Here is a 22165-nt window from a genome sequence, read left to right on the forward strand (position 1 = left end):
TGGGCTCTCCGCCGCTGAAAGGCGGCGGCCCCATTGAAGCCGATGGGGATCTTACAGTCAAAGCACCAAGGCGCGCCCTCTCCGCCGCTGAAAGGCGGCGGCCCCATTGAAGCATGATCGCTGGCGCGAAGGGCGAGATCATCGTCACCGCGCCTCTCCGCCGCTGAAAGGCGGCGGCCCCATTGAAGCCCGCCACTCTAGCGCCTCGCGCTGGCTCGCCTCCCCCACTCTCCGCCGCTGAAAGGCGGCGGCCCCATTGAAGCATCACGAATGCGCGCGGCGAGGTCGAGCAAGACGCCTCTCCGCCGCTGAAAGGCGGCGGCCCCATTGAAGCTTTTGCCCTCTCGATCCTCGGGCTCGGTTGGCACGGCGCCTCTCCGCCGCTGAAAGGCGGCGGCCCCATTGAAGCATGGCTACGGCGGCACGAACAACCATGGGGGTCAGCTCTCCGCCGCTGAAAGGCGGCGGCCCCATTGAAGCGTCATGAGCAGCGGGCGGTGCTGCGCGATCTCGGCCCTCTCCGCCGCTGAAAGGCGGCGGCCCCATTGAAGCGTGGGCCAGTTCGGGGTCCGGGTGGATGCCCAGTGCACTCTCCGCCGCTGAAAGGCGGCGGCCCCATTGAAGCCCGAAGCGCTTCTCGAACGCGTCGGACACGTCCCCGCTCTCCGCCGCTGAAAGGCGGCGGCCCCATTGAAGCACGTGCTTGCCAGGCCGGGTCAGCGCCTACAACGCTGCTCTCCGCCGCTGAAAGGCGGCGGCCCCATTGAAGCACGAGCTCCGTCGGGACATCCGCCTCGAGCGCGTAGTCTCTCCGCCGCTGAAAGGCGGCGGCCCCATTGAAGCCCTGTCGAGTCGACGAGCGACACGCCGCGGAGCGGTCTCTCCGCCGCTGAAAGGCGGCGGCCCCATTGAAGCTTGTGCTGGAGCTCGAGCTGCGATGCCGGCTGGTACGCTCTCCGCCGCTGAAAGGCGGCGGCCCCATTGAAGCGTGTTGTCGCCGGGAACCTGGATCGCGCGGAGATGGCCTCTCCGCCGCTGAAAGGCGGCGGCCCCATTGAAGCTGGCGGCATCGGGGGAGCGCCAGCGTCGCCCCCGTGCTCTCCGCCGCTGAAAGGCGGCGGCCCCATTGAAGCCCATGCGTGCGCTTCCGCTATCGCCCTGAGAGAGCCCCTCTCCGCCGCTGAAAGGCGGCGGCCCCATTGAAGCAGATTCGCGAGTCGGCGAGCGCCGCTGCATGCCTAATCTCTCCGCCGCTGAAAGGCGGCGGCCCCATTGAAGCAGGTACACGCGCGCGCTCGATGCGAGGCTCACGTAGAGCCTCTCCGCCGCTGAAAGGCGGCGGCCCCATTGAAGCGACCGGATGAGCACGCCCCAGCATGGCACGTTCCGCGGTCTCTCCGCCGCTGAAAGGCGGCGGCCCCATTGAAGCAAGCTCGTCTCCGGCATGAGTCGGAGCATCGCGTCGAACTCTCCGCCGCTGAAAGGCGGCGGCCCCATTGAAGCAGCGCCTCCGCGAAGGCCAGGGTGCTCCCGCGGTTCTCTCCGCCGCTGAAAGGCGGCGGCCCCATTGAAGCGCGCGAAGAGTCATGATGATGTGGCAGCTCGACGAGCTCTCCGCCGCTGAAAGGCGGCGGCCCCATTGAAGCTGGTGCTCATCCTCGTCCTTGCGGGGACGTGCAGTTCCGCTCTCCGCCGCTGAAAGGCGGCGGCCCCATTGAAGCACGAGCGACGCGACGGGGAACGTCGATGACCGAGTGCGTCTCCTCTCCGCCGCTGAAAGGCGGCGGCCCCATTGAAGCCTCGTCTTATTCGTATCGACGGATCATATCCTTCGGGGACTCTCCGCCGCTGAAAGGCGGCGGCCCCATTGAAGCGGGACCTCTCTGACCACCACAGGCTGGAGCTCCGGGACTCTCCGCCGCTGAAAGGCGGCGGCCCCATTGAAGCATGGGCGCGTGCACGAAGCGCGTGCTCGACCCAGGCTCTCCGCCGCTGAAAGGCGGCGGCCCCATTGAAGCCGGAGAGTCAGCTCTTCGGCTAGACGAGCCCTACGGCCTCTCCGCCGCTGAAAGGCGGCGGCCCCATTGAAGCCCATGGCGCCCCAACTTTTTGCGAGCCTCGGCGCGCTCTCCGCCGCTGAAAGGCGGCGGCCCCATTGAAGCTTCGTGTTGGCGCCCTGGCCCGGGTCGTCGATCGTGTCCTCTCCGCCGCTGAAAGGCGGCGGCCCCATTGAAGCGCGGAGTCCGGGTTCCTGATGCCCTCGCTCTGCATCTCTCCGCCGCTGAAAGGCGGCGGCCCCATTGAAGCTCCACCTCAGCAAACACATCGTCTGCGGGCGTGAGGTGCTCTCCGCCGCTGAAAGGCGGCGGCCCCATTGAAGCCGCCGTGTTTCGGAATCTGGATGTGCACCTTCCCGCCCTCTCCGCCGCTGAAAGGCGGCGGCCCCATTGAAGCTTCGCTTCCCAGTCCGCCTCCATCGCGCCGAACGCCGCCTCTCCGCCGCTGAAAGGCGGCGGCCCCATTGAAGCTCCCGCCTCCCCGTGGTTCATGGCGTGCACGACATCTCTCCGCCGCTGAAAGGCGGCGGCCCCATTGAAGCAACCCCTAGAGGCGGCCCGCCCGAGCGGGCCGCTCTCTCTCTCCGCCGCTGAAAGGCAGCGGCCCCATTGAAGCCCTCCTGCTCGCAGCCACAACGCGACCCGAGCCTAGCCTCTCCGCCGCTGAAAGGCGGCGGCCCCATTGAAGCGAACCGCCGAAAAGGCGGATGAAGGCGCGAAGGTTCTCTCCGCCGCTGAAAGGCGGCGGCCCCATTGAAGCTAAGGTGCGTAGCGTGACGCCAGCGACGAGCGGATCTCTCCGCCGCTGAAAGGCGGCGGCCCCATTGAAGCGCTTCGAAGAACGCAGTGACGCGTCCCCCTCCGGTCCTCTCCGCCGCTGAAAGGCGGCGGCCCCATTGAAGCACACGCCGTTCTGCGGCGTTGCGGGTGTCGACCGACCTCTCCGCCGCTGAAAGGCGGCGGCCCCATTGAAGCACATCGATGGGGTTTACGGTGTCACCAAGGTCGTGGACCTCTCCGCCGCTGAAAGGCGGCGGCCCCATTGAAGCTACCCGACGACGGACGAGCCGTGGGCCGCGGCGACCTCTCCGCCGCTGAAAGGCGGCGGCCCCATTGAAGCATGCCGACGTGTGCGCTTGCGGCGCGCTGACCCCGTACCTCTCCGCCGCTGAAAGGCGGCGGCCCCATTGAAGCCTTTCGCCGGCGCATCGGGCGCCGGCAGTCAATGTGTCTCTCCGCCGCTGAAAGGCGGCGGCCCCATTGAAGCCGCGCGGTGGTCACGCCGGCACGCCTCCCCGGAGCGCCTCTCCGCCGCTGAAAGGCGGCGGCCCCATTGAAGCTCCTGGCCCCAGTCTGGCGACACGGACCCTTCCGGCTCTCCGCCGCTGAAAGGCGGCGGCCCCATTGAAGCTCGACGCCCTTGATCAGGCGCTCCTCGAGCCCGTTCTCTCCGCCGCTGAAAGGCGGCGGCCCCATTGAAGCTACAACCTCTACACCGCGCGCAACTTCACGGACACCACTCTCCGCCGCTGAAAGGCGGCGGCCCCATTGAAGCACGCACGATTCAGAGCGCGCATTCGCGAAGAGCCGGAGCTCTCCGCCGCAGAAAGGCGGCGGCCCCATTGAAGCTTCTACCTCCGGGCAGCCTGGCTCGGGCAGTCGAAGTCCTCTCCGCCGCTGAAAGGCGGCGGCCCCATTGAAGCGCCACCATCCTGGCCATCACGCCCATGGGGGAGATGGCTCTCCGCCGCTGAAAGGCGGCGGCCCCATTGAAGCCAGGGGTCCTGCTCCGCTGGCGTGTCTGGGGCCTGGGTCTCTCCGCCGCTGAAAGGCGGCGGCCCCATTGAAGCTTGACCGAGATGTTCGCCCACCTGTGCCCCCCGGTCCTCTCCGCCGCTGAAAGGCGGCGGCCCCATTGAAGCTCCTCCCTCAGCGCAGGAATACACACCGTCCACGCTCTCTCCGCCGCTGAAAGGCGGCGGCCCCATTGAAGCTGGAGCTTTATCTCATTATCGGTCGATCTTCGGTGAACTCTCCGCCGCTGAAAGGCGGCGGCCCCATTGAAGCGACATAGGACCTCTCGCCGACCGTGCCGAGCACCAGGGTCTCTCCGCCGCTGAAAGGCGGCGGCCCCATTGAAGCGTGCTTGCCTAGAGACTCCGACAACTTCGCCGCTCGGTCCTCTCCGCCGCTGAAAGGCGGCGGCCCCATTGAAGCAGGCCCACCGCTTCCACCATACGAAGGTGAGCGGCGCTCTCCGCCGCTGAAAGGCGGCGGCCCCATTGAAGCGCGGGGAAGCGCGCGCCGCGTGCGCTCTTCGGTGGCTCTCCGCCGCTGAAAGGCGGCGGCCCCATTGAAGCAAGGTCAAGGCGACCTGACCCCGCGGCCGCGCGCCGCATCTCTCCGCCGCTGAAAGGCGGCGGCCCCATTGAAGCTCGAGGTCGTCGCGCCCCTCGAACACGTCAGCGAGCTCTCCGCCGCAGAAAGGCGGCGGCCCCATTGAAGCGCGAAGCCGGTGCCGCCGTCGACCATCACCGTCGAGCTCTCCGCCGCTGAAAGGCGGCGGCTCCATTGAAGCGAATTCGGCTTGAGAGGCGAGACTGCCAGGTTATAACTCTCCGCCGCTGAAAGGCGGCGGCCCCATTGAAGCGCGACCTGCTGCTGGTGAAGAACCAGTCGGACGCCGAGCTCTCCGCCGCTGAAAGGCGGCGGCCCCATTGAAGCAGCACCATAATGATTTCCTGGATGCCGTCAGCATCCGGCTCTCCGCCGCAGAAAGGCGGCGGCCCCATTGAAGCAACTCCTCTGGGTGCTCTCTCTCATACTTCCGTGCCGCCTCTCCGCCGCTGAAAGGCGGCGGCCCCATTGAAGCGACTCCAGGAGCTTGCGGAGCGCGACCGTGCGCTCGGGGCTCTCCGCCGCAGAAAGGCGGCGGCCCCATTGAAGCGGCTGGAGGCTCGACCGATGACGCTCGACGAACTGCCTCTCCGCCGCTGAAAGGCGGCGGCCCCATTGAAGCATGAACGCCTTGTGGCTCTTCGTCTTGATCTCGATGACTCTCCGCCGCAGAAAGGCGGCGGCCCCATTGAAGCATGCTCTCGGCGCAGTCGCGGGCCGCCCGCTCCATCTCCTCTCCGCCGCAGAAAGGCGGCGGCCCCATTGAAGCATCGGCTCGCCGTGTGCGGCAGCCATCCACGCCTTCGCTCTCCGCCGCAGAAAGGCGGCGGCCCCATTGAAGCATGAGGTTCTGGACCGAGAGGTCCGCCTTCTCGATGTCTCTCCGCCGCAGAAAGGCGGCGGCCCCATTGAAGCCCGAGCCGAGGTTCGCACGGCGCGGCGGGCGCCGGCGCCTCTCCGCCGCAGAAAGGCGGCGGCCCCATTGAAGCCTTTCTGCCCGGCCTCGTTGTTGTCCAACATGAGGTACACCTCTCCGCCGCAGAAAGGCGGCGGCCCCATTGAAGCCGGTGCGAGGTGGCGCGGCTGATGTAGCGCGGAGAGGCTCTCCGCCGCAGAAAGGCGGCGGCCCCATTGAAGCGAGCGGCTGGAACTGATCGTGCGGCGGCTCCTTCGACTCTCCGCCGCTAAAAGGCGGCGGCCCCATTGAAGCTTCCCATCGGGAAACTCCCGCGGCGGCAAGCAGTCTGCACTCTCCGCCGCTGAAAGGCGGCGGCCCCATTGAAGCGCCTCAACCGCGCGCACGAACACGTGCTCGACCGACACTCTCCGCCGCTGCAAGGCGGCGGCCCCATTGAAGCGTCACGCGCGCTCCGGCCGCAGTCTCGTTGACGACGTGCAGGCTCTCCGCCGCAGAAAGGCGGCGGCCCCATTGAAGCGGTCGGTCATCGTCGGCGGCGAGCGGGGCCCGCCTCGCCCTCTCCGCCGCTGCAAGGCGGCGGCCCCATTGAAGCTCGTGGACCGCGGGCGATCTGCGCGGACTCATTTCGCTCTCCGCCGCTAAAAGGCGGCGGCCCTATTGAAGCCGGGCGCTTGGCGGGCAGCGGACGCCCGCGGGCTCTCGCTCTCCGCCGCAGAAAGGCGGCGGCCCCATTGAAGCGCCATCTCCGCCTCGCCGGCGCGCCTGAGCTCTTCCTCTCCGCCGCAGAAAGGCGGCGGCCCCATTGAAGCGCACCATCACGCGAATCCTTGATTACCTCCACGTTCACTCTCCGCCGCAGAAAGGCGGCGGCCCCATTGAAGCTGGTCCAAGGTGAGGAGCCTCGAGGCGAAGCTGTCCCTCTCCGCCGCAGAAAGGCGGCGGCCCCATTGAAGCGAGGAGTGCGTCGGCGCGTCTGGTGCGCCGCTGGATCCTCTCCGCCGCAGAAAGGCGGCGGCCCCATTGAAGCTTGCGCTCGACACGGGCTACCCGGGCAATGTCGCCGGCTCTTCGCCGCTGAAGGGCGGCGGCCCCATTGAAGCACGGGGATGACGTCCACCGGCGTCTCATCTGCCACCAGCTCTCCGCCGCAGAAAGGCGGCGGCCCCATTGAAGCAAGTGCGCCGTCGCCGACACCTACGTCGACGGGGACATCGTGCTTTCCGCCGCTGAAAGGCGGCGGCCCCATTGAAGCGTGGCGCGCTCCTGGAAGGCGTTGGGCAGCGCGGCGACTCTCCGCCGCAGAAAGGCGGCGGCCCCATTGAAGCCGTGTACGTCATGGACCACCTCGCCTCCACGGTGCTGCTCTCCGCCGCAGAAAGGCGGCGACCCCATTGAAGCGGCTCAAACAGCGTCATCATCGCCCGCGGGGCGCACCTCTCCGCCGCTGAAAGGCGGCGGCCCCATTGAAGCCTCATGAGCACCGGATACCCGGCGCGGAGCAACCCCGCCTCTCTCCGCCGCTCGGGACGTGGCTTTGCCGATATTCGTTTGAGAAATAGGGAGGTGGACAGATGGCACATGCACGGCGTATGGCGGAGGCGCTCTCTGGCGGGCTGAACTGCGCCTCTGCGATCGTGGAAGCGCTCGATGTCGGCCCGCCAGGGGCCGACCTTCCGATGGATGAATGGGTAGGGACGCTTCGCGCGATGGGGGACGCGCTCGAAGCGATCCTGGCCAAAGAGGTGACGACGGCGCTCATCGTGCACCAAGGTGACTGTGACGTCGCCCGAAGGTTGGCCGCCCTGGTGTCGGACTGGGCGACCACGCGCCAGCCACCTCACGAGCTGCGCGCGGTGGCCGTGGCTGTTTTGCGACTCTCGAACCGTGGCGAGGCCGAACCGTGAATGTCCTGCCAGGACGACGAGGCCTTTGCCGCGCGCTGCTCCAGGGAGCGACACACAGGCGGGCGCACGCACGGCGCTTCGCTCGGCGGCGGCGCCGGCTGCCCCGCGCACGGCGCTCGGGGAGCACGGCACCTCGGCCGGCGTCAGGGGCTCTTCTTGCGGGGCAGGCGCTGCCTGCAGCGGCGGGGGCTCGCCCAGGTCGTCGCGCTGCACGCCGATGGAGAAGACCACCGTCGAGAACAGAGTCTTGCAGTCGCCGCGGGTCCCGCAGCCGGCGGCCCAGAGCACCACGCCGCGGCGATCGAGCGGGCACGCCGGCGCTCCACCGGCGTTGACGCCGCTCAGCCGGCCGCCGACCATCCGCTCCCGTGCAGGCGCCCTCGCCCTCCGCCCTCTTCCAGCTCCGCGTCGACGCGCCCGGGACACCCGATCTGGAGGTCGTGCGCTTTCGAGGCATCGAGAGGCTCTCACGCTGCTTCTCCTTCGATGTCACCGCGCGGCTCGACGCCGGGGCGATCGACGAGGCGACCCTGGCCGCGACGTTGATGGAGCGGCCCGCGTGCCTGCGCGTGCCCACCTCGGCGACCGAGGCGCGCGCGGTGACCGGCGTCGTCACGCGGGTCAGCGTCGAGGGCGTCGACGGAGACGGGCGCGCCGTCGTCCGCGTGCGCGTCGAGCCGCGGCTCGCCCTCCTCGGCGAGGGGCGGCAGAGCCGGATCTTCCAGGAACAACCGCTCTCCGGCGTCCTCGGCGCGGTGCTCACCGAGGCGGGGCTGCCCCACCGCTTCTCCCTCGCCGCGCCCCGGCCCCCGCGCGTCTACTGCGTCCAGCACCAGGAGAGCGATCTCGCCTTCATCACCAGGCTCTGCGCGGAGGACGGCGTCTTCTTCTGGTTCGAGCCGCCCGCGGGCGGCGATCCGGCGGCGCCCGAGGTGATCGTCTTCGCCGATTCCCCCGGGGCCTATGCGCAGATCGCCGGCGATCCCACGCTCGCCTACCGTCAGGCGACCGGCGCCGCCGCGCTCGCTCCCGAGGAGCGGCACGTGACGCGGTTCGTGCGGAGGCAGGCCAAGGCCCCGCGCGGCGCGCGGGTGAAGGGCTTCGACCTCGCGCGGCCGGCGCTCGATCTCGGCGGGACCCGAGGGGAGGCGATCCGGGCGCGCACGACGTACGAGCACCACGATCACGACGAGCGGATCGACGCCGGCGCCGAGCGGGCGCAGATCGTGCTGGAGCAGGCCCGGGCGCGCGCCGATCTCGGCGAGGGCGCCTCGTGGTGCCGGCGGCTCGCGCCGGGGCACAGGTTCTCGCTGGAGGGCCACGACGTCGCGGCGCTCAACGGACGCTACGTGCTGACCCGGGTCGAGCACGAGGGCCACAACGCGCTCCTCTCGGGCAGCGACGGGCCGAGCTACGAGGCGCGCTTCCGCTGCGCGCCCGAGGCCGTGCCGGTGAGGCCGCCCGCGCCCCGCGCGTCGGTGCGGCAGGCGCTCGAGACCGCGACGGTCGTCGGCCCGCCCGGCGAGGAGATCCACACCGACGCGCTCGGCCGCGTGAAGGTGCAGTTCCACTGGGACCTCGACGGCGCGCGCGACGACAGGAGCTCGTGCTGGCTCCGCGTCGCGACGCCGTGGGCGGGCGCGGGCTGGGGCTTCCAGTTCGTGCCTCGCGTGGGGATGGAGGTCCTCGTCGGCTTCCTCGGCGGCGATCTCGACCGCCCCGTCGTCGTGGGCGCGCTCCACAACGGCCTCCACGCGCCGACGCACCCGCTGCCGCGCTCGCGCTCGCGGAGCGGCATCCGCACGCAGTCGACGCCGGGCGGCGGCGGATACAACGAGATCGCCTTCGAGGATCGGGCCGGCGGCGAGCAGGTGGTGATCCGCGCCCAGCGCGATCTCGACGCCTCGATCGAGAACGACGCCACGGAGACCGTCGGCCGCGACAAGACCCTCAACGTCGCGGGGAAGCAGGTCATCCGCGTCGAGGGCGACCGCGACGATCACGTCACGGGGGCGCTCGTCGAGGTCGTCGAGGGCGGCGCGTCGAGGAGCTGCGGCGGCGACGCGCGCGGCCGCACAACCGGCAGCGTCGCGGAGGAGATCCTCCAGAACCGGAGCGTCGAGGTGCACGGCACGGACACGGCCACGCTCCACGGCGGCTCGACGACCGTGGTGGGCGGGCCGCACGTGCTCCGCGTCGACGCCGAGCACACGCTGCTCGTGGGCGAGGGCCGCGACGACGGCCAGGCCGAGGTCTCGGTGTCGCACAAGTACCTGCTCTCCTCGGGCAGCGTGATCCGCATCCGCGCCGAGGACTCGATCGTGCTCGAGTCGGGCCAGAGCTCGATCGAGGTCACGCCGAAGGGCGTCGTCATCCGGGCGAAATCGATCGAGGTCGTGGGCTCGGAGCGCGCATCGCTGTCCGGCCCGGGCCCGGCGGTGCGGCTCGCGAGCGACGCGGAGATCGTGTCGAAGGTCGTCAAGATCTACGGCGAGGAGGCCTCGATCGAGCTCGGCAAGAAGGCGAGCGTGAAGGGCGAGCAGGTGCTCCTCAACTGCGACGAGGGCGCGCCCGAGCCGCCGGAGGACGGCGAGGCGCCGCCGGGGACGAAGAGGTTCAGCCTCCGGCTGACCGACGAGCGGTTCGAGCCCTACGCCGGCAAGCGGTTCAAGATGGTGTGCGAGGGCCTGAAGCTCGACGGCGAGACGGGCGGCGACGGATCCATCGAGGCGGACGTGCCGGAGGCGGCGAGGACGGCGGAGATCACGCTGTGGCTCGGCGAGTTCCCCACGGGGCAGGTGCGGCGCTACTCGATCCAGATCGAGGACCTGCCGGCGCCGACGTCGATCGCCGGAGCGCAGGTCCGGCTCAAGAACCTCGGTTATTACCGGGGCGCGGGCAAGGGGGAGATCGACGACGAGACGCGCGCCTCGCTGCGGAGGTTCCAGAGCGACCACGCGCTGGAGCCGACGGGGGAGCTCGACGGGGCGACCGCCGGGTCGATCGTCGAGCGGCACGGGAGCTGACGCGACGCCGAGGACGCGACGCCAAGGGAGAGAAGAGACGATGCCTGCTCCGAGCGCACCGATGGGAGTCAAGGTCCCCGCAGGCGGCCCCGGCCACGCCTCGCCGCCAGCCGCGTTCGAGGCCGAGCCGCCGCGGCTCACGACGTGCCTCAACATGACGCCCGTCGACTACCCCGACGGCACCACGGGCGCGCCGGAGTTCCCGGCGCACGAGCTGGATCTCACCGACGCGACGAGCATCGAGCAGATCCTCGCCCACATCGACGCGCGGATCCACGCCCCCCTCGACGACGCGTGGGCCGGCCCGCCGGGCACGGACGGCGAGGACGAGTGGGTCGACGACCCCGCCGAGGAAGCCTGGGCCAAGGCGCTCAGCGAGGCGATGTTCGGCCAGCGGTACGGAGGGCCGGGGCAGTGCTACTTCGGGGATTCGAAGTGGGACTCGTTCATCTTCTCGCGGATGCAGAAGACGTCGATCGACTACATGAGCCAGAAGGTGTGGGGCGTGCGCAAGAAGGCGACCGCGCCGGCGACATGGCTCGAGGTCCAGATCTTCAAGAAGCATCTCGAGAAGGACGGTCGCAGGATCGAGTCGGCGATGGAGGACAACGACGACCCGGCCATCTCGATCTGCTGCGCGTGTGAGCACAATGCCACGTACGGAACGATCATGCGGGGCTTCACGCTCGAGCAGCACATGAATGGCGCCGGCTGGGCGGCGGGCCAGAACCCCGGACGCCCCATCTTCGACGCCGGGCAGTTTGCGGGCGGCAAGTGGTATCCGACCAAGGAGGCGACGCTCGACGTCGCCGCGGGTCTGCTGAAGACGCCGCCGATCGGCCCCGGGACGATCTACTGCTATAACCCCTTCGGGGACAACAAGATGGTGACCGGCTTCGTTCCCATCGGGTGGATCGAGACCGATGCGCATGGCGCGCCCGCAATCAAGGCCCAATTCAGAGAAAGGACGCTGAACGACATCACGGAGCGCAAGTCGCAGTACGGGACGCCGAAGCGGCAAGTCGATGATCCGACGGAGCAGCTCACGAAGGTGGAGGAGCTGAATTTTAGTCCCTCGACGCCGACGTCGGAGTCAGACGCCGCAAACATGCTCGTCGGCGTGCCCCTCCCCGCGACCGGACAGCGCAAGGGATCTCACATCTTCTTCGTGCTCCGCGTGAGCAAGGACAAGAAGCGGATCCAGAAGTTCGACACCAGCAACGGCCACCCGCTCGACAGACACGTAGGGGACACCGTGATGGACCCGCTCGGCAAGGCGGGGATCTACGATGGCATCTCCCTCACCGCGGCCCCGCCAGGCAACGTTTTCTGCGGGATGGGCGTGCTGCCCACGGCCCCCGTGGCGCTCGACACCATGGCCGACCACATCCGCCGCGCGCGGCCCATCAGCCTCATGCGCCTCGTGATCGCGGAACGGCGCCCTGGGCCCGAGCTCAGCGATCGGCATGTGCTGTTCGTCAGCAAGCTCATGCGGACGTACGATGACGATGGGCAGAATTTCTGGGTGAGCAAGTGCGCATGGTCCCTGCGCAACACCCCCGGGTTCACCAGCCTCCAGCCCTGGTGGATCATCTACATCCCTCGCATGGAGCTCGCGAGGATGATGTGGGCCAAGGGCGCGCGGAGCCGGAAGCTCTCGGAGATGGCACGCGACGTGTCCGTCATCCGCCGCATGAAGTTCGACAGGGAGCAGGCGAAGAAGACGAAGAAGGATCCTCCGCCCGCGCCGGGGCTCCGCTACGGTGAGGACTATGTGGCGCAGATCGTCCTCACGAACGACGACCGAGGAGGCGCGCTCTACTGGAGCCGGGCTCGGTCGGAGCTCAGCTTCGGGGTGACGAACGAGCAGATCCAGGGCAACCCGCTGCCGAACGCGATCAAGGACAGCGTGGCGCCCGTGGCGCGGCAGGGGCGCGATCCCAAGCTCGAGGTGCCCTGGAACGGCGAGCGCTTCGACGACCGTTACAGCGATATCGACATCACGATCCCATCGCTGTTCCGTGACGGCGAGGACACGAGGAGCGCGAGCGAGCATGACGCCGAGCCCATCGCGACCGACGATGACCACGCCGAAGAGCTCAGGATGAGCATGATCGACGACGAACCGAGGACACCGGGTGAGGTGGAGCTCGCATGAGATCGGTGGTAGCGTCTCTGCTTACCGGATTGATGTTCGTGTTCGGCTGCTCTGGAACGCCGCCGCCCCGACCGCTTCAGTCCGCACCGCCCGCGGTGGCACGTCCCACGGCGGCGGCAGCGACGGCGAGCGCTCCGCCAGCAGGCCCGAAAGACTGCGCGAAGAGCGCCACGATCGAGGAGTGCACGCGGGCGTGCAATCACGGCGCGCTCGCGAGCTGCGTCCGCGTCGGGGAGATCCGGATGCAGGCCGATCCCAAAGAGGCGGCGACCGTGCTCGAGAAGGCCTGCAACGGCGGTGAGCAAAGCGGCTGTGAGCGCCTTGCGCAGCTCTACCTCGGCGGCGCGCTGGAGAGGGATTATCCGCGCGCAGCGGCGCTCTATACCAAGGCCTGCGACGCCGGATATCAACCTGCCTGCGGTCGCCTGGCCGACCTCCGTTTCCGGAGCGAGCCGGGCATCGAGGCGCAGACCGACGAGGAGTTCGCCGCCGCGATCAAGCTCCTGGAGCGCGCCTGCAACGCCGATGATGCGAAGTCCTGTGGTACGCTGGGGGCGATCCATTTCACGGCGATCCATGTGCCGGAGGACCAGGCCAAGGGATGCGCGCTCCTGGCAAAAGGATGCGCCATGGGCAACGAATGGAGCTGCGGCCACGCAGCCGAGATGTGGGCTCGCGCGGACCTCGCCGCCCTCGGCGACATCAAGGAGCATGAGAGAGGGGCGCGGGTCAACGAGTTCGCCAAACGACAAGTGGCGCTACGCAAGGCCGCCTGCGAGGACACGGGCCGCTTTTGCAACCTGGTCGCCAAGGAGGATATCACCAAGGCGAGGAGCCTCCTCGGCGAGCTCTGCCGAACCCGCAACAACATCGCCGCATGTAACGATCTCGGGCTGATGTACGACGAAGGAGAGCAAGGCGACAGAGACTACGTGGCCGCAGCAGCGCTGTTCGAGATCGCGTGCCGAGGCGGCGCTGAGCCCTCCTGCTTCGAGCTCGCCAGGTTTTACAAATTCGGCTACGGCGTGACGAAGGATCCGCGCAAGACGTTCGTGCTCACCGAGCGGAGCTGCGCGCTCGGCTATACGCCTGCCTGCGACATCCTCGGCACACTTTATCTCAACGGGGAGGGGACGGGGCGCGATATCCACAAATCGCTCGATTTTCGGCGAAGGGCCTGCGGCTGGCACGACAGCAATGCATGCCGTACCCTCGGTGTCTGGCTCATCTCCCACGACGGCGAGGAGGTGCGGGAGGGAGAAGGGGTGCGCGAAGGCGCCGAGCGTCTCCGCGAGGCATGCAATGGCGATAGCCGTCCGAGCTGCCTCGATTACGCTCTGCTCCACGACAAGGGCTGGGGCGTGCCCAGGGACCCGAAGAAGGCGCGCGAGACCGCGCAGCTCGCGTGCGATCGAGGCGATCGCGAGGCGTGCGGGTGGCTGAAGAACCCCGCGCTCCACACCCCGAAATGGGTGAAGGAACGCGAGCAGCGGCTGGCGAAGCGCAAGGCGCGCGGCGCCGCGACCAAGGAGCCGAGATGAGCGCGGCAGAGCGAGGGCGGCAGGCAGGGCGCGCGCACCAGCGCGAACCGCAGATCGAGGGGTTCACGATCGAGCGCTACGCGGAGGTGATGGCCTATCGCCGCCACTTCCCCGCGGCGCGCGCGGCCGAGGTGCTGCTCCGGCTCGCCATCCAGCCGGCGCGCTGGGACGCGGCGACGCGCGGGTGGGGCACGGCGATGAGCAGCGCGCTCGCCCGCGACGAGCCGGAGATCCTGACGCGCTTCGCGAAGGCCCTCGCGACCCAGGAGCGGCGACTTCGCGAGTTCCCGCCGCGCATCGAGTCGCTCGGCGAGCCCGTGGCCCAGCAGGGGGACATCGACGGCGCGCGCGCGTTCGAGGGCGAGCGTGCGGCGGAGCGGCCGTCGTACCTGCGCGACGGGGCCGCGAGCGCGCCCCGGGAGGCCGCGAGCGCGCCGTGGCCCGCTCCGCCCGCGGAGCCGGCGCCCGGCGCGCTGCGGAGCTTCCACGGGACCGCCGAGATGAGCCGGTTCGTCCCCCGGCCCGCGCTGCCCTTCCAGGAGCTCGATCCGGCGCGCGAGCCCAGCAAGAAGCGCTGATCCCGAGATGGACCCTGTATCGCCTGGGCCAGGAGCACGACCAGCGCTGCTCGGTCGAGGTCAGCGCGGACAGGTCAGCGCGGCTGCAGGTCACCTCGCCCAGAGGACCGAGAGATCGAGCTTGATGGCGTCGAAGGGCTCGACGCGGACGCGGGCGGCGTCGCGGTGGACGACGGCCGGCCCCCAGCGGCGATCCGCGCCGAGCACGTGGACCTCCAGCGTCCGCGCGATCGGGTCGACCAACCACGCGTGCCGCACGCCCTCGCGCGCGTAGATCGGCATCTTCTCGTCGCGATCGACGTCCTCCGTCGAAGGGCTCGGCACCTCGCAGATCCAGTCGGGGGCGAGCGCAAAGTAGGCCGTCTCGGGCAGCTCGGGCATGCGCTCGCGGCGCCAGCCGGCGAGGTCGGGCACGAGCGCGTCGATCTCGCGCGGCGCGTCCGGATCGCAGAAGTGCAGCTCGGGCCCGTCGATGATGTGCCAGCCGCCGGGACCTCCGTCGCCCAGGTCGAACGGTCCGCCCAGCTGGATGCCGAGCCTGGACGACGCCCGTGCATGTCGCGGTGCCGGCCGGGGGAACACGTGCAGGGTGCCGCTGATGAGCTCTGCCACATGGTGCGACGGAACGGCTTCGAGGTCGGCGTACGTGGCGCGGCGCTGCTTCTCGGCGGCTTGGCCCATAGGGGCCAAGTCTGCCCAGGGGCGCACCGCGGGGCAACGCGGTGAGGCGCAGGGTCGGGTCGGCGCGCCGGCCCGCTCGCTCATTGCGCCACGAGGTCTCCTGTCGAGCGCGGCGCGACCTCGTAGGTCGTCTCGTATTGCGCGGCGAGGCCGGTCACCGTGATGTCCTGATCGACCGCAAGTGACGCGGTGTCGATGACAGGTTGGCCGTCCACGATATGCACGAAGACCTGGATCTCGCCCGAGCCGTCGTCGATGTACACCTTGAAGCCGTAGGGCTGGTCGTCCTCCACGGCCTTGGTCACGCTGCCGCTGACGCGCACCAGCAGGCCCTCGACGGGCTCTCCGACCTCTCCGGTCGTCACGTCCTTCGGTCCGACGGATCCGGCCTCTCCGAGCTCCGTGACGGAGGCCGCCTCGGCGTTGAGCACCGTCTGCTGGGCCGTCTGCCCGAGCGTCCCCGTGACGCGCACCCGGGTGTCGAGGTCGAGATCGAGCGCGTCGGGCAGGCTCACGTAGATGCCGCCGGTGTCGTCCTGCAGGGCGAAGCCCTGCTCGCCGGTCGCCGAATTGAATGTGCCGGGCGCCACGGTCACGACACCGTCGACCGTCGCCGTGGAGCCTTCGGCCAGGCCGCGGGCCTCGGAGATGGCGACCACGACCTCCTCGTCCGGAGCAGGCGACTCTTCGTCAGAGCTGCAGGCCGTCGTCGCGAGGATGCAGGTGGTGATGGCGATCGAGGCGATGCTGCGAGTCGAAAGGGTCTTGCGCATTCCCCGTCCCTAGCCGTGCCGTCCCCCAGGGACAAGACATGGCCCCGGAGCGCTGCATGTCGCCCCCCGGCACCAGCCGCCGTCGATTCCGTCTCGGCCATCGCACCCGCAGGGCCTCGGTCCGCGCTGGCGAGCCGAGTCCAGCTGGCTCTTCGGGATCGCCTGGCGAAAGGTCCGGCGTCATCTGGAGCGCACCTACCGGCGGCTCGAGGTGCCGGTGGGCCTCGCGGACGAAGCGTGCTTCGAGGGCGCCGACGTCGCGCCGAGCAGCGAGCAGCGCATCGCGTCCCCGCCTCGTTGCACATCCGGCGCGAGGCGCAGCTGGCGCAGAAGCCGCGGTGCTTATATGAGAAGGCGACGAGCACACCTGCGCCCGCGCGCCCCGCGGCAGCCCAGCCCCTGCTCGTCGCCGAGGCGCAGGACCTCGATCCCGGCCGGGCGGAGCTCCGGTGCGCCGTGACATGTCACATGACATCGCCCCGGTGCGCCGTGACATGTTACGTGACATCGCCCCGGTGCGTCGCGACATCTCGTGGCTCCTCTGCCATCTGAGCCGGCTGACACCGCGGCGGCGGCCCGCGAGGTCTCTCCCCGGGCGCCATGGGCTGGCGGAAACGTAGATGTCGGTGCCTGGTATGTACTTTGCTCTGCGTTCCAGCGCTCTCGAAAGGGCGACGCCATCTCGACGGCTCATCCACGCGCAGAAGAGGTGGTGTTCGCTCCGCGGCTTGCGGTGCCATGGCTCCGACGGCGAGGCGCTCCGGCCGTAGGCAGAGGAGAAGGCGTGTGGTCATCCATCCGGGTCCGTCCCGTCGGGGGACGACGGCGAGGTACTGAGAAGATGAAGATCGATAGGCTCTGGTTCGCCATGCTCGCGGCGGCGCTCGCTGGCTGTGCCTTCGAGACCGGGGAGCTCGAAGGCCCCGGCGCGCTGGGCACGGAGGGGCTGCTGACGTCCGAGTCCCCCCTGACCAGCGGCTTCGCCGGGCAGCTGTCCAACCTCGTCGCTCGCTGGAGGCTGAACGGAATCACCATCTGCTCCGCGGTGGTCATCCCGGACTCCGTCGGCCCCACGATCGATTCAGGCTGGGCCATTACGACCAGCCATTGCGTCGTGGGTACGGATCCGACCCTCTACTCGGTGGTCACCAACAACGGCTCCCCCTCGAACGTCGACAAGCTCTACTGGCATCCGATTGCCGAATCGAGCCTCGGCACCGTCAACAACTACGGCTCGGTCGACATCGTGTTCGCTCGCCTCGCGAGCCCCTCGCCCTTGATCGCTAACGTGAGCTTCGAGATGCTCCGAGCGAACAGGAACGTGTTCCAGGAGAGCGCGAGGATGAACGGGACCTGGACGTTCTCGATGGACACCGGGCACGTCTCACCGGACCCGACGTACGAATCTCGGATCCTGGTGAGCGGCATCACGTCTGAGCCGGGCGACGCCGGCGGCCCCATCTGGGACAGCGCAGACCCGAACAACGGAAGCATCCTCGAGGGAATTCACAGAGGGAGCGGCCATGCGATCCACGCCTCCAGCTTCGCCGGGTGGCTCCTGAACGCGATGGCATGCGGGCCGTTCGACACGAGCGAGCCCGACGCCGCCTTCTGCACCCCCCAGTGCAAGTGCGGCGCCGGAGAGGGCGACTGCGACTCCGACGCCGATTGCAAGGCCGGGCTCGTCTGCGGCCACGACATCGGCGATCTCGTGGGCCTGCCCGCCAGCTACGACCTGTGCGTCGAGCCTGGTGCCCGCCAGTCGAGCAGCACGAGCGGGTACTGCGCCTCGGTCGGCGGCTGCCAGCTCTACGAGGGGGACTGCAACACGCACGACGACTGCCGGGATGACCTGGTCTGCCGCCCGAACGTCGGGTTCGCCATTGGCATGAGCAACTCGGTCGACGTGTGCGATCTGCCGCGAATGCCGGGCACCAAGGCCTACAACGACAGCAAGGATCCAACCCCGGGCCGGTGCACGGCGGCTGAGCCGTGCGCGCTCGGGGACGGCGATTGCAATCCCAGCAATCACGCGACATGCCGCGGCTCCCTGAAGTGCAAGGAGAACGTCGGCCAGCAGTTCGGCTTCCCGGGCAACGACGTCGACGTCTGCGTCCACCCGGACTTCTACTAGAGCGGCGGTCACCCGCTTCGGATACGGGCCCATCTCGGCGTTTTCGGTGCTCAGCGCACAGGAGTGCGCTTGCGCGCCGAAAACGCCGATCTGGACCCGTCTCCTGTGCGGGTGACCGCCGCTCTGCGACGCTCGTACCAGGCTCAGCTGAAAACCGCTCTAGTACTACAGCCGTACTTGCGGCCCATCCGCGGCTGTAGGCGGGCGGACGGACAGGGATTTCTCGACGATTTTGATGCCTACAGCCGCACCTTGGACCAAGTACGGCTGTAGTACTAGAGCGACAAGCGGTTTGAAGCTGCCTGAAAAACGCAGAATTTCGAACCGCCAAGACGCCATAAGACGCCAAGATTTTCTATTTCCTTGGCGTCTTATGGCGTCTTGGCGGTTAATTCTCGCTTGAACAACGTGATCGGCGTTCTAGTACTACAGCCGTACTTGCGGTCCATTTGCGGCTGTAGACGGGCGGACGGGCACGGATTTCTCGACGATTTTGATGTCTACAGCCGCACCTCGGACCAAGTACGGCTGTAGTACTAGAAAGCGCCCAGCACCCCGACGCCGCCGCCCTCCGGGCCGATGAGCGGCACGATGCGCGCCTGCACCCGCGCCGGCGAGCCCTGCCGTGCCCCCGCGGCGCTCGCGCCCTCCGCCCTCGATGGGCCCGCGGTCAGCACGAGGACCGCCCCCGCGGCGAGCGCGGCGACGCCCACGCCGACGCCGATCGTGGACACGAGCGCCTTGGTCTCCGCCGCGTTGATCTCTTTGCGACCTTCCGGCGTACACAGCTTCTCCGGACAGAGCGTTTCGTCCTTTTCCGCGTCGCTCGCTTGCCCCGCTGCGAGGATGCCGAACACGGCGCCGACGCCGAGCACCGCCGCGCCGGCGCCCCCGATCACGAAGCCCGCGGTCTGCAGGCCGCCCCCGCCGCTGCGGCCCCCAACGGTGCCGCCGGCCGGCGGCGCCTGCGGCCCGGCGGGCTTGCTCGCGGGCGCCACCGGCAGGAGCTTCGGGATGGCGATCGTCTTCAGATCGGCGCTCTCGCCGACCTGGACGGTCGTCGACCAGACCGTGTAGCCGCTCGCCGTCGCCTCGACCTCGTGCGCCCCGGGATCGATCGGGATCGGCGTGCCGAGCGCGGCCGCGGGGATGTCGCCGCCGTCGACGCGGACCAGCAGGCCGGGCGTGTTCTCCGCGTTGAGCTGGATCTTCGAGAGCCTCGGCTCCAGGGCGTCGATGTGCTCCTGCGCGAACGCCTCCCGCGCGGCGTTGCCCTCCTTCTTCGAGGCGAAGAGCGCCTCCTTGAACTGCCCCCACGCCGTCGCCGTCTTGCCGAGCCCCTCGTTGCACAGGGCCAGGTTGAGCAGCGTCCCCGTGCCCGGCCGCAGCCGCTGGCTCTCGGCCAGCTTGGGGCACGCCTGCGCGTACGACTTCGCCTCCATCAGGCGGCGCCCCTCCTCGAACAGCGTCTGGGCGAGCGTCGGATCGCCGCCCGCGCCCTGCGCGGCGGCGCCCGAGGGCGCGAGCAGGGCGGCCGAGCCGAGCACGACCGCGGCGAGGGCGAGGCGGGCGCGACGGAGCGCGCGGGGGGCATGGACTGTCGAGGGGATCATGGCTGTGGGCTCAGTGCGGGTCGTTCAGGTCGATGCCCTTCGGAGGGCGCTGCGTCGTCGTGGCTTGCGACGGGCGGGCGGCCGGCGTGGTGCGCCCCGCAGGGGCGCCGCCCCGGGCGGCGGAGGGCGCCGTCCTCGGCGGCGCCGCGGGGGAGCTCGCGGCCGCCGCGGCGTTCGGCGCGGGGGCGCTCGCGGCCGCGGAGGCGCTCGCCGCCGCTGCGCCAGCCGTCGTCGCTGCGTCGGCTGCCGCCCCTGTCGGGCGGATCGTCGGCCCGTCCGGCGTCGTCGTCCCGGCGGCAGGCGCGGGTTGCTCGGGGGTCGGTGCCGGCGCCGGCGCGGCGGTCTCCGTCGCGCTCACGGCGACCGTCGGCGCCGCCGCCGTGCCCTCCGTCCCGTCGGCGCCGCCCCGGCGGAGCATGTAGACGCTGCCGACGATGAGCCCCAGGAGGAGGGTCGCGGAGATCAGCGCGATCGCGAGGATCGCGGAAGGGGAGACCGACAGCCCAGGGATCCGGCGCCCGTCCGACGAGATCCCGAGGTGGGTCGACGAGGCGAAGGTCGCGGCGGCGCGGGAGCTCATCGGCGCGCTGTACGGACCGGGGACGATGTGCTGCTGCGGCGTGGGCGCCGGGAAGCCGTTCGGCGGGACCGGGCTCGGCCTGCCGTCCTCGGCAGGGCGAGGCCCGAAGGCGCCGTTGCCGGACGACGGCGGCTGGGAAAACGGCGAGGATGGATGGGGGTAAGGCGTCGAGGCGTGGGCGACGGGCGGCGGCGCCTGCGGGAACGGCGTCCCGTGGGGGAGCGGCGTCGGCGGGCGCGGCGGCGCGGTGTCGCGCTGCCAGGCGGGATGCGAGGTGGGCCCCGGCCACGACGGCTCGCGAGCGGCCGGCCCAGGGAGCCTCGAGTCCACGCCGGGGTACGACGGCTGCGACGCGCGCTGCCCGCCGGGGATCGCGGCGTGCAGCGACAGGCCGCCCATGCGCGCGATCCGGGCCAGGGTCGTGTACGTGCGCGCGGGCGCGAACGGCGCGAGCGACACGATGAGCTCGGCGACCGACGCGTGCCGCTGCTCGCGCTCGCGGGCGTACGCCTTCTCCAGCACGGCCGCGAGCGCGGCCGGCACGTCGGGGCGGATCTCCCGCAGCGGCGTCGGCGTGCCCGTCAGCACCTCCGCGCAGAGCTGCGGCAGCGTCTCCGCGTAGTACGGCTGCCTGCCAGCGAGCAGCTCGTAGAGCGAGACGCCGAGCGCATAGATGTCCGTCCGGTGATCCACCGAGCGCGTCTGCCGCATCTGCTCCGGCGACATGTACAGGGCCGAGCCCAGCGCCGCGTCCGTGCCCGTCAGGACGTCGACCGCGCCGGTCGCCATCTTGGAGATGCCGAAGTCGAGCACCTTGACGAGCGGCGAGCCGTCGACGCGCGCCGTCAGGAACAGGTTCGCCGGCTTGAGATCGCGGTGGACGATGCCGAGCCCGTGGGCCTCGACGATCGCCTCGCTGCCCTGCGCGATGTAGTCGATCGCGTCCTCGATGCCGAGCACGCCTTGATCGCGGAGCAGGCGCGCCAGGTCGCTCCCGGTCAGGAACTCCATGACCATGTAGGGAGCGCCGTTCTCGAGCGTGCCGACGTCCGAAACACGGGCGACGTGCTCGCTCTTGATCTTCATGCCGGCCTTCGCCTCGCGCAGGAAGCGGGCCGAGCCCTCCGGGTGCTGGGTGAACTCGGGGAGCAGGAACTTCAGGGCGACCCGCTCGTCGAGCACGACGTGGCGGGCCTCGACGACCACGCCCATGCCGCCCTGGCCGATGACCCGCTCCACGCGGTACTTGCCGGCGAGCACCGTCCCCGGCTCGACCGGGGGCAGCGAGGGCTGTTTCGTCTCCGAACCCGACACAGCGGGCGATGATCACCGCTTCGCCCTCGGACGGCAAGCGCGGGCGGCGCCGGTGTCGGGGCGCGGCGTGGCGAGGCGGACAGAACGGCGTCAAAGGCGCCGCAGCACGCTGTTTTTGTGCCGTCGCACGGTCGCTCCGGCACACGGCTCGCGCCGTCGCGAGGCGGCGTTGGCGCGCGGTCGCTCCGTCACACGCTCGCGCCGCTGCGCGGTCGCTCCGTCACACGCTCGCGCCGCTGCGCGGTCGCTCCGTCACACGCTCGCGCCGCTGCGCGGTCGCTCCGTCACACGCTCGCGCCGCTGCGCGGTCGCTCCGTCACACGCGCGCGTCGCTGCGCGGTCGCTCCGTCACACGTTCGCGCCGCTGCGCGGTCGCGTTGCCCACGCGCCGCCACGTCGTAGATCCCTGGCTGAATCGTCCTGGAAACGATCTCGCAGCGCGCTTCACGCGCGTCACGGAAGGCGAGACGGAAGAGGGCACTTCTGGTTG

10 protein-coding genes and 1 CRISPR repeat array (1 of these 11 only partly in view) are annotated in these 22165 nt (G+C 70.0%); of the genes, 6 read left to right on the top strand and 4 right to left on the bottom strand.

Features of this window, described 5'->3' with window-relative positions:
* A CRISPR array of direct repeats spans positions 1–6843; the repeat unit is 36 nt; unit sequence CTCTCCGCCGCTGAAAGGCGGCGGCCCCATTGAAGC; it begins 377 nt to the left of the window's first position.
* Positions 6844–6962: 119 nt separating this feature from the next.
* The 5 genes from WMF34_RS01425 to WMF34_RS01445 all read left to right on the top strand — a co-directional run bounded on the left by WMF34_RS01425 (position 6963) and on the right by WMF34_RS01445 (position 14580).
* On the top strand, positions 6963–7277 hold the full coding sequence (locus WMF34_RS01425) for a hypothetical protein (RefSeq protein ID WP_437992178.1): 315 nt from the start codon (positions 6963–6965) through the stop codon (positions 7275–7277).
* 368 nt (positions 7278–7645) lie between these two features.
* Entirely contained in the window at positions 7646–10303 is a 2658-nt protein-coding gene (gene tssI, locus WMF34_RS01430) for a type VI secretion system tip protein TssI/VgrG (RefSeq protein ID WP_437992179.1), read from the top strand.
* A 61-nt stretch (positions 10304–10364) separates the two neighbouring features.
* Positions 10365–12461 (top strand): hypothetical protein, encoded by a 2097-nt coding sequence (locus tag WMF34_RS01435; protein WP_437992180.1) that lies wholly within the window; start codon positions 10365–10367, stop codon positions 12459–12461.
* Positions 12462–12556: 95 nt separating this feature from the next.
* The gene (locus WMF34_RS01440) at positions 12557–14002 is read left to right on the top strand and encodes a tetratricopeptide repeat protein (protein ID WP_437992181.1); all 1446 of its coding nucleotides are present in this window, start codon (positions 12557–12559) and stop codon (positions 14000–14002) included.
* Entirely contained in the window at positions 13999–14580 is a 582-nt protein-coding gene (locus tag WMF34_RS01445; protein WP_437992182.1) for a hypothetical protein, read from the top strand. Before WMF34_RS01440 ends, WMF34_RS01445 begins: the two co-directional genes overlap by 4 nt.
* A gap of 90 nt (positions 14581–14670) precedes the next feature.
* Here the strand turns inward: WMF34_RS01445 and WMF34_RS01450 are convergent, their stop codons facing one another.
* Together WMF34_RS01450 and WMF34_RS01455 are read right to left on the bottom strand one after the other, a co-directional pair.
* Positions 14671–15261: a Uma2 family endonuclease gene (locus tag WMF34_RS01450; RefSeq protein WP_437992183.1), complete on the bottom strand. Its 591-nt coding sequence runs from the start codon at positions 15259–15261 to the stop codon at positions 14671–14673.
* Positions 15262–15341: 80 nt separating this feature from the next.
* Entirely contained in the window at positions 15342–16034 is a 693-nt protein-coding gene (locus WMF34_RS01455; protein WP_012232916.1) for a hypothetical protein, read from the bottom strand.
* An 841-nt stretch (positions 16035–16875) separates the two neighbouring features.
* On the opposite strand from WMF34_RS01455, the gene WMF34_RS01460 reads away from it, so the two are divergent.
* The gene (locus WMF34_RS01460; protein ID WP_437992184.1) at positions 16876–18168 is read left to right on the top strand and encodes a hypothetical protein; all 1293 of its coding nucleotides are present in this window, start codon (positions 16876–16878) and stop codon (positions 18166–18168) included.
* Positions 18169–18704: 536 nt separating this feature from the next.
* Here the strand turns inward: WMF34_RS01460 and WMF34_RS01465 are convergent.
* Both WMF34_RS01465 and WMF34_RS01470 read right to left on the bottom strand, forming a co-directional pair.
* A complete protein-coding gene (locus WMF34_RS01465) occupies positions 18705–19781 on the bottom strand; it encodes a hypothetical protein (protein WP_012232918.1) in 1077 nt (358 codons plus the stop codon).
* Positions 19782–19791: 10 nt separating this feature from the next.
* A complete protein-coding gene (locus tag WMF34_RS01470) occupies positions 19792–21675 on the bottom strand; it encodes a serine/threonine protein kinase (RefSeq protein WP_437992185.1) in 1884 nt (627 codons plus the stop codon).
* Positions 21676–22165: the final 490 nt, after the last annotated feature.

It is taken from the genome of Sorangium sp. So ce145 (genome assembly GCF_051525985.1).
Lineage (GTDB): Bacteria > Myxococcota_A > Polyangia > Polyangiales > Polyangiaceae > Sorangium > Sorangium cellulosum_B.

Excerpts from the sequence above, each read along its gene's own strand:
- WMF34_RS01425 (WP_437992178.1), top strand. The coding sequence starts at position 6,963 with ATGGCGGAGGCGCTCTCTGGCGGGCTGAACTGCGCCTCTGCGATCGTG.
- WMF34_RS01435 (WP_437992180.1), top strand. The coding sequence starts at position 10,365 with ATGGGAGTCAAGGTCCCCGCAGGCGGCCCCGGCCACGCCTCGCCGCCA.
- WMF34_RS01445 (WP_437992182.1), top strand. The coding sequence starts at position 13,999 with ATGAGCGCGGCAGAGCGAGGGCGGCAGGCAGGGCGCGCGCACCAGCGC.
- WMF34_RS01450 (WP_437992183.1), bottom strand. The coding sequence starts at position 15,261 with ATGGGCCAAGCCGCCGAGAAGCAGCGCCGCGCCACGTACGCCGACCTC.
- WMF34_RS01455 (WP_012232916.1), bottom strand. The coding sequence starts at position 16,034 with ATGCGCAAGACCCTTTCGACTCGCAGCATCGCCTCGATCGCCATCACC.
- WMF34_RS01460 (WP_437992184.1), top strand. The coding sequence starts at position 16,876 with ATGAAGATCGATAGGCTCTGGTTCGCCATGCTCGCGGCGGCGCTCGCT.
- WMF34_RS01465 (WP_012232918.1), bottom strand. The coding sequence starts at position 19,781 with ATGATCCCCTCGACAGTCCATGCCCCCCGCGCGCTCCGTCGCGCCCGC.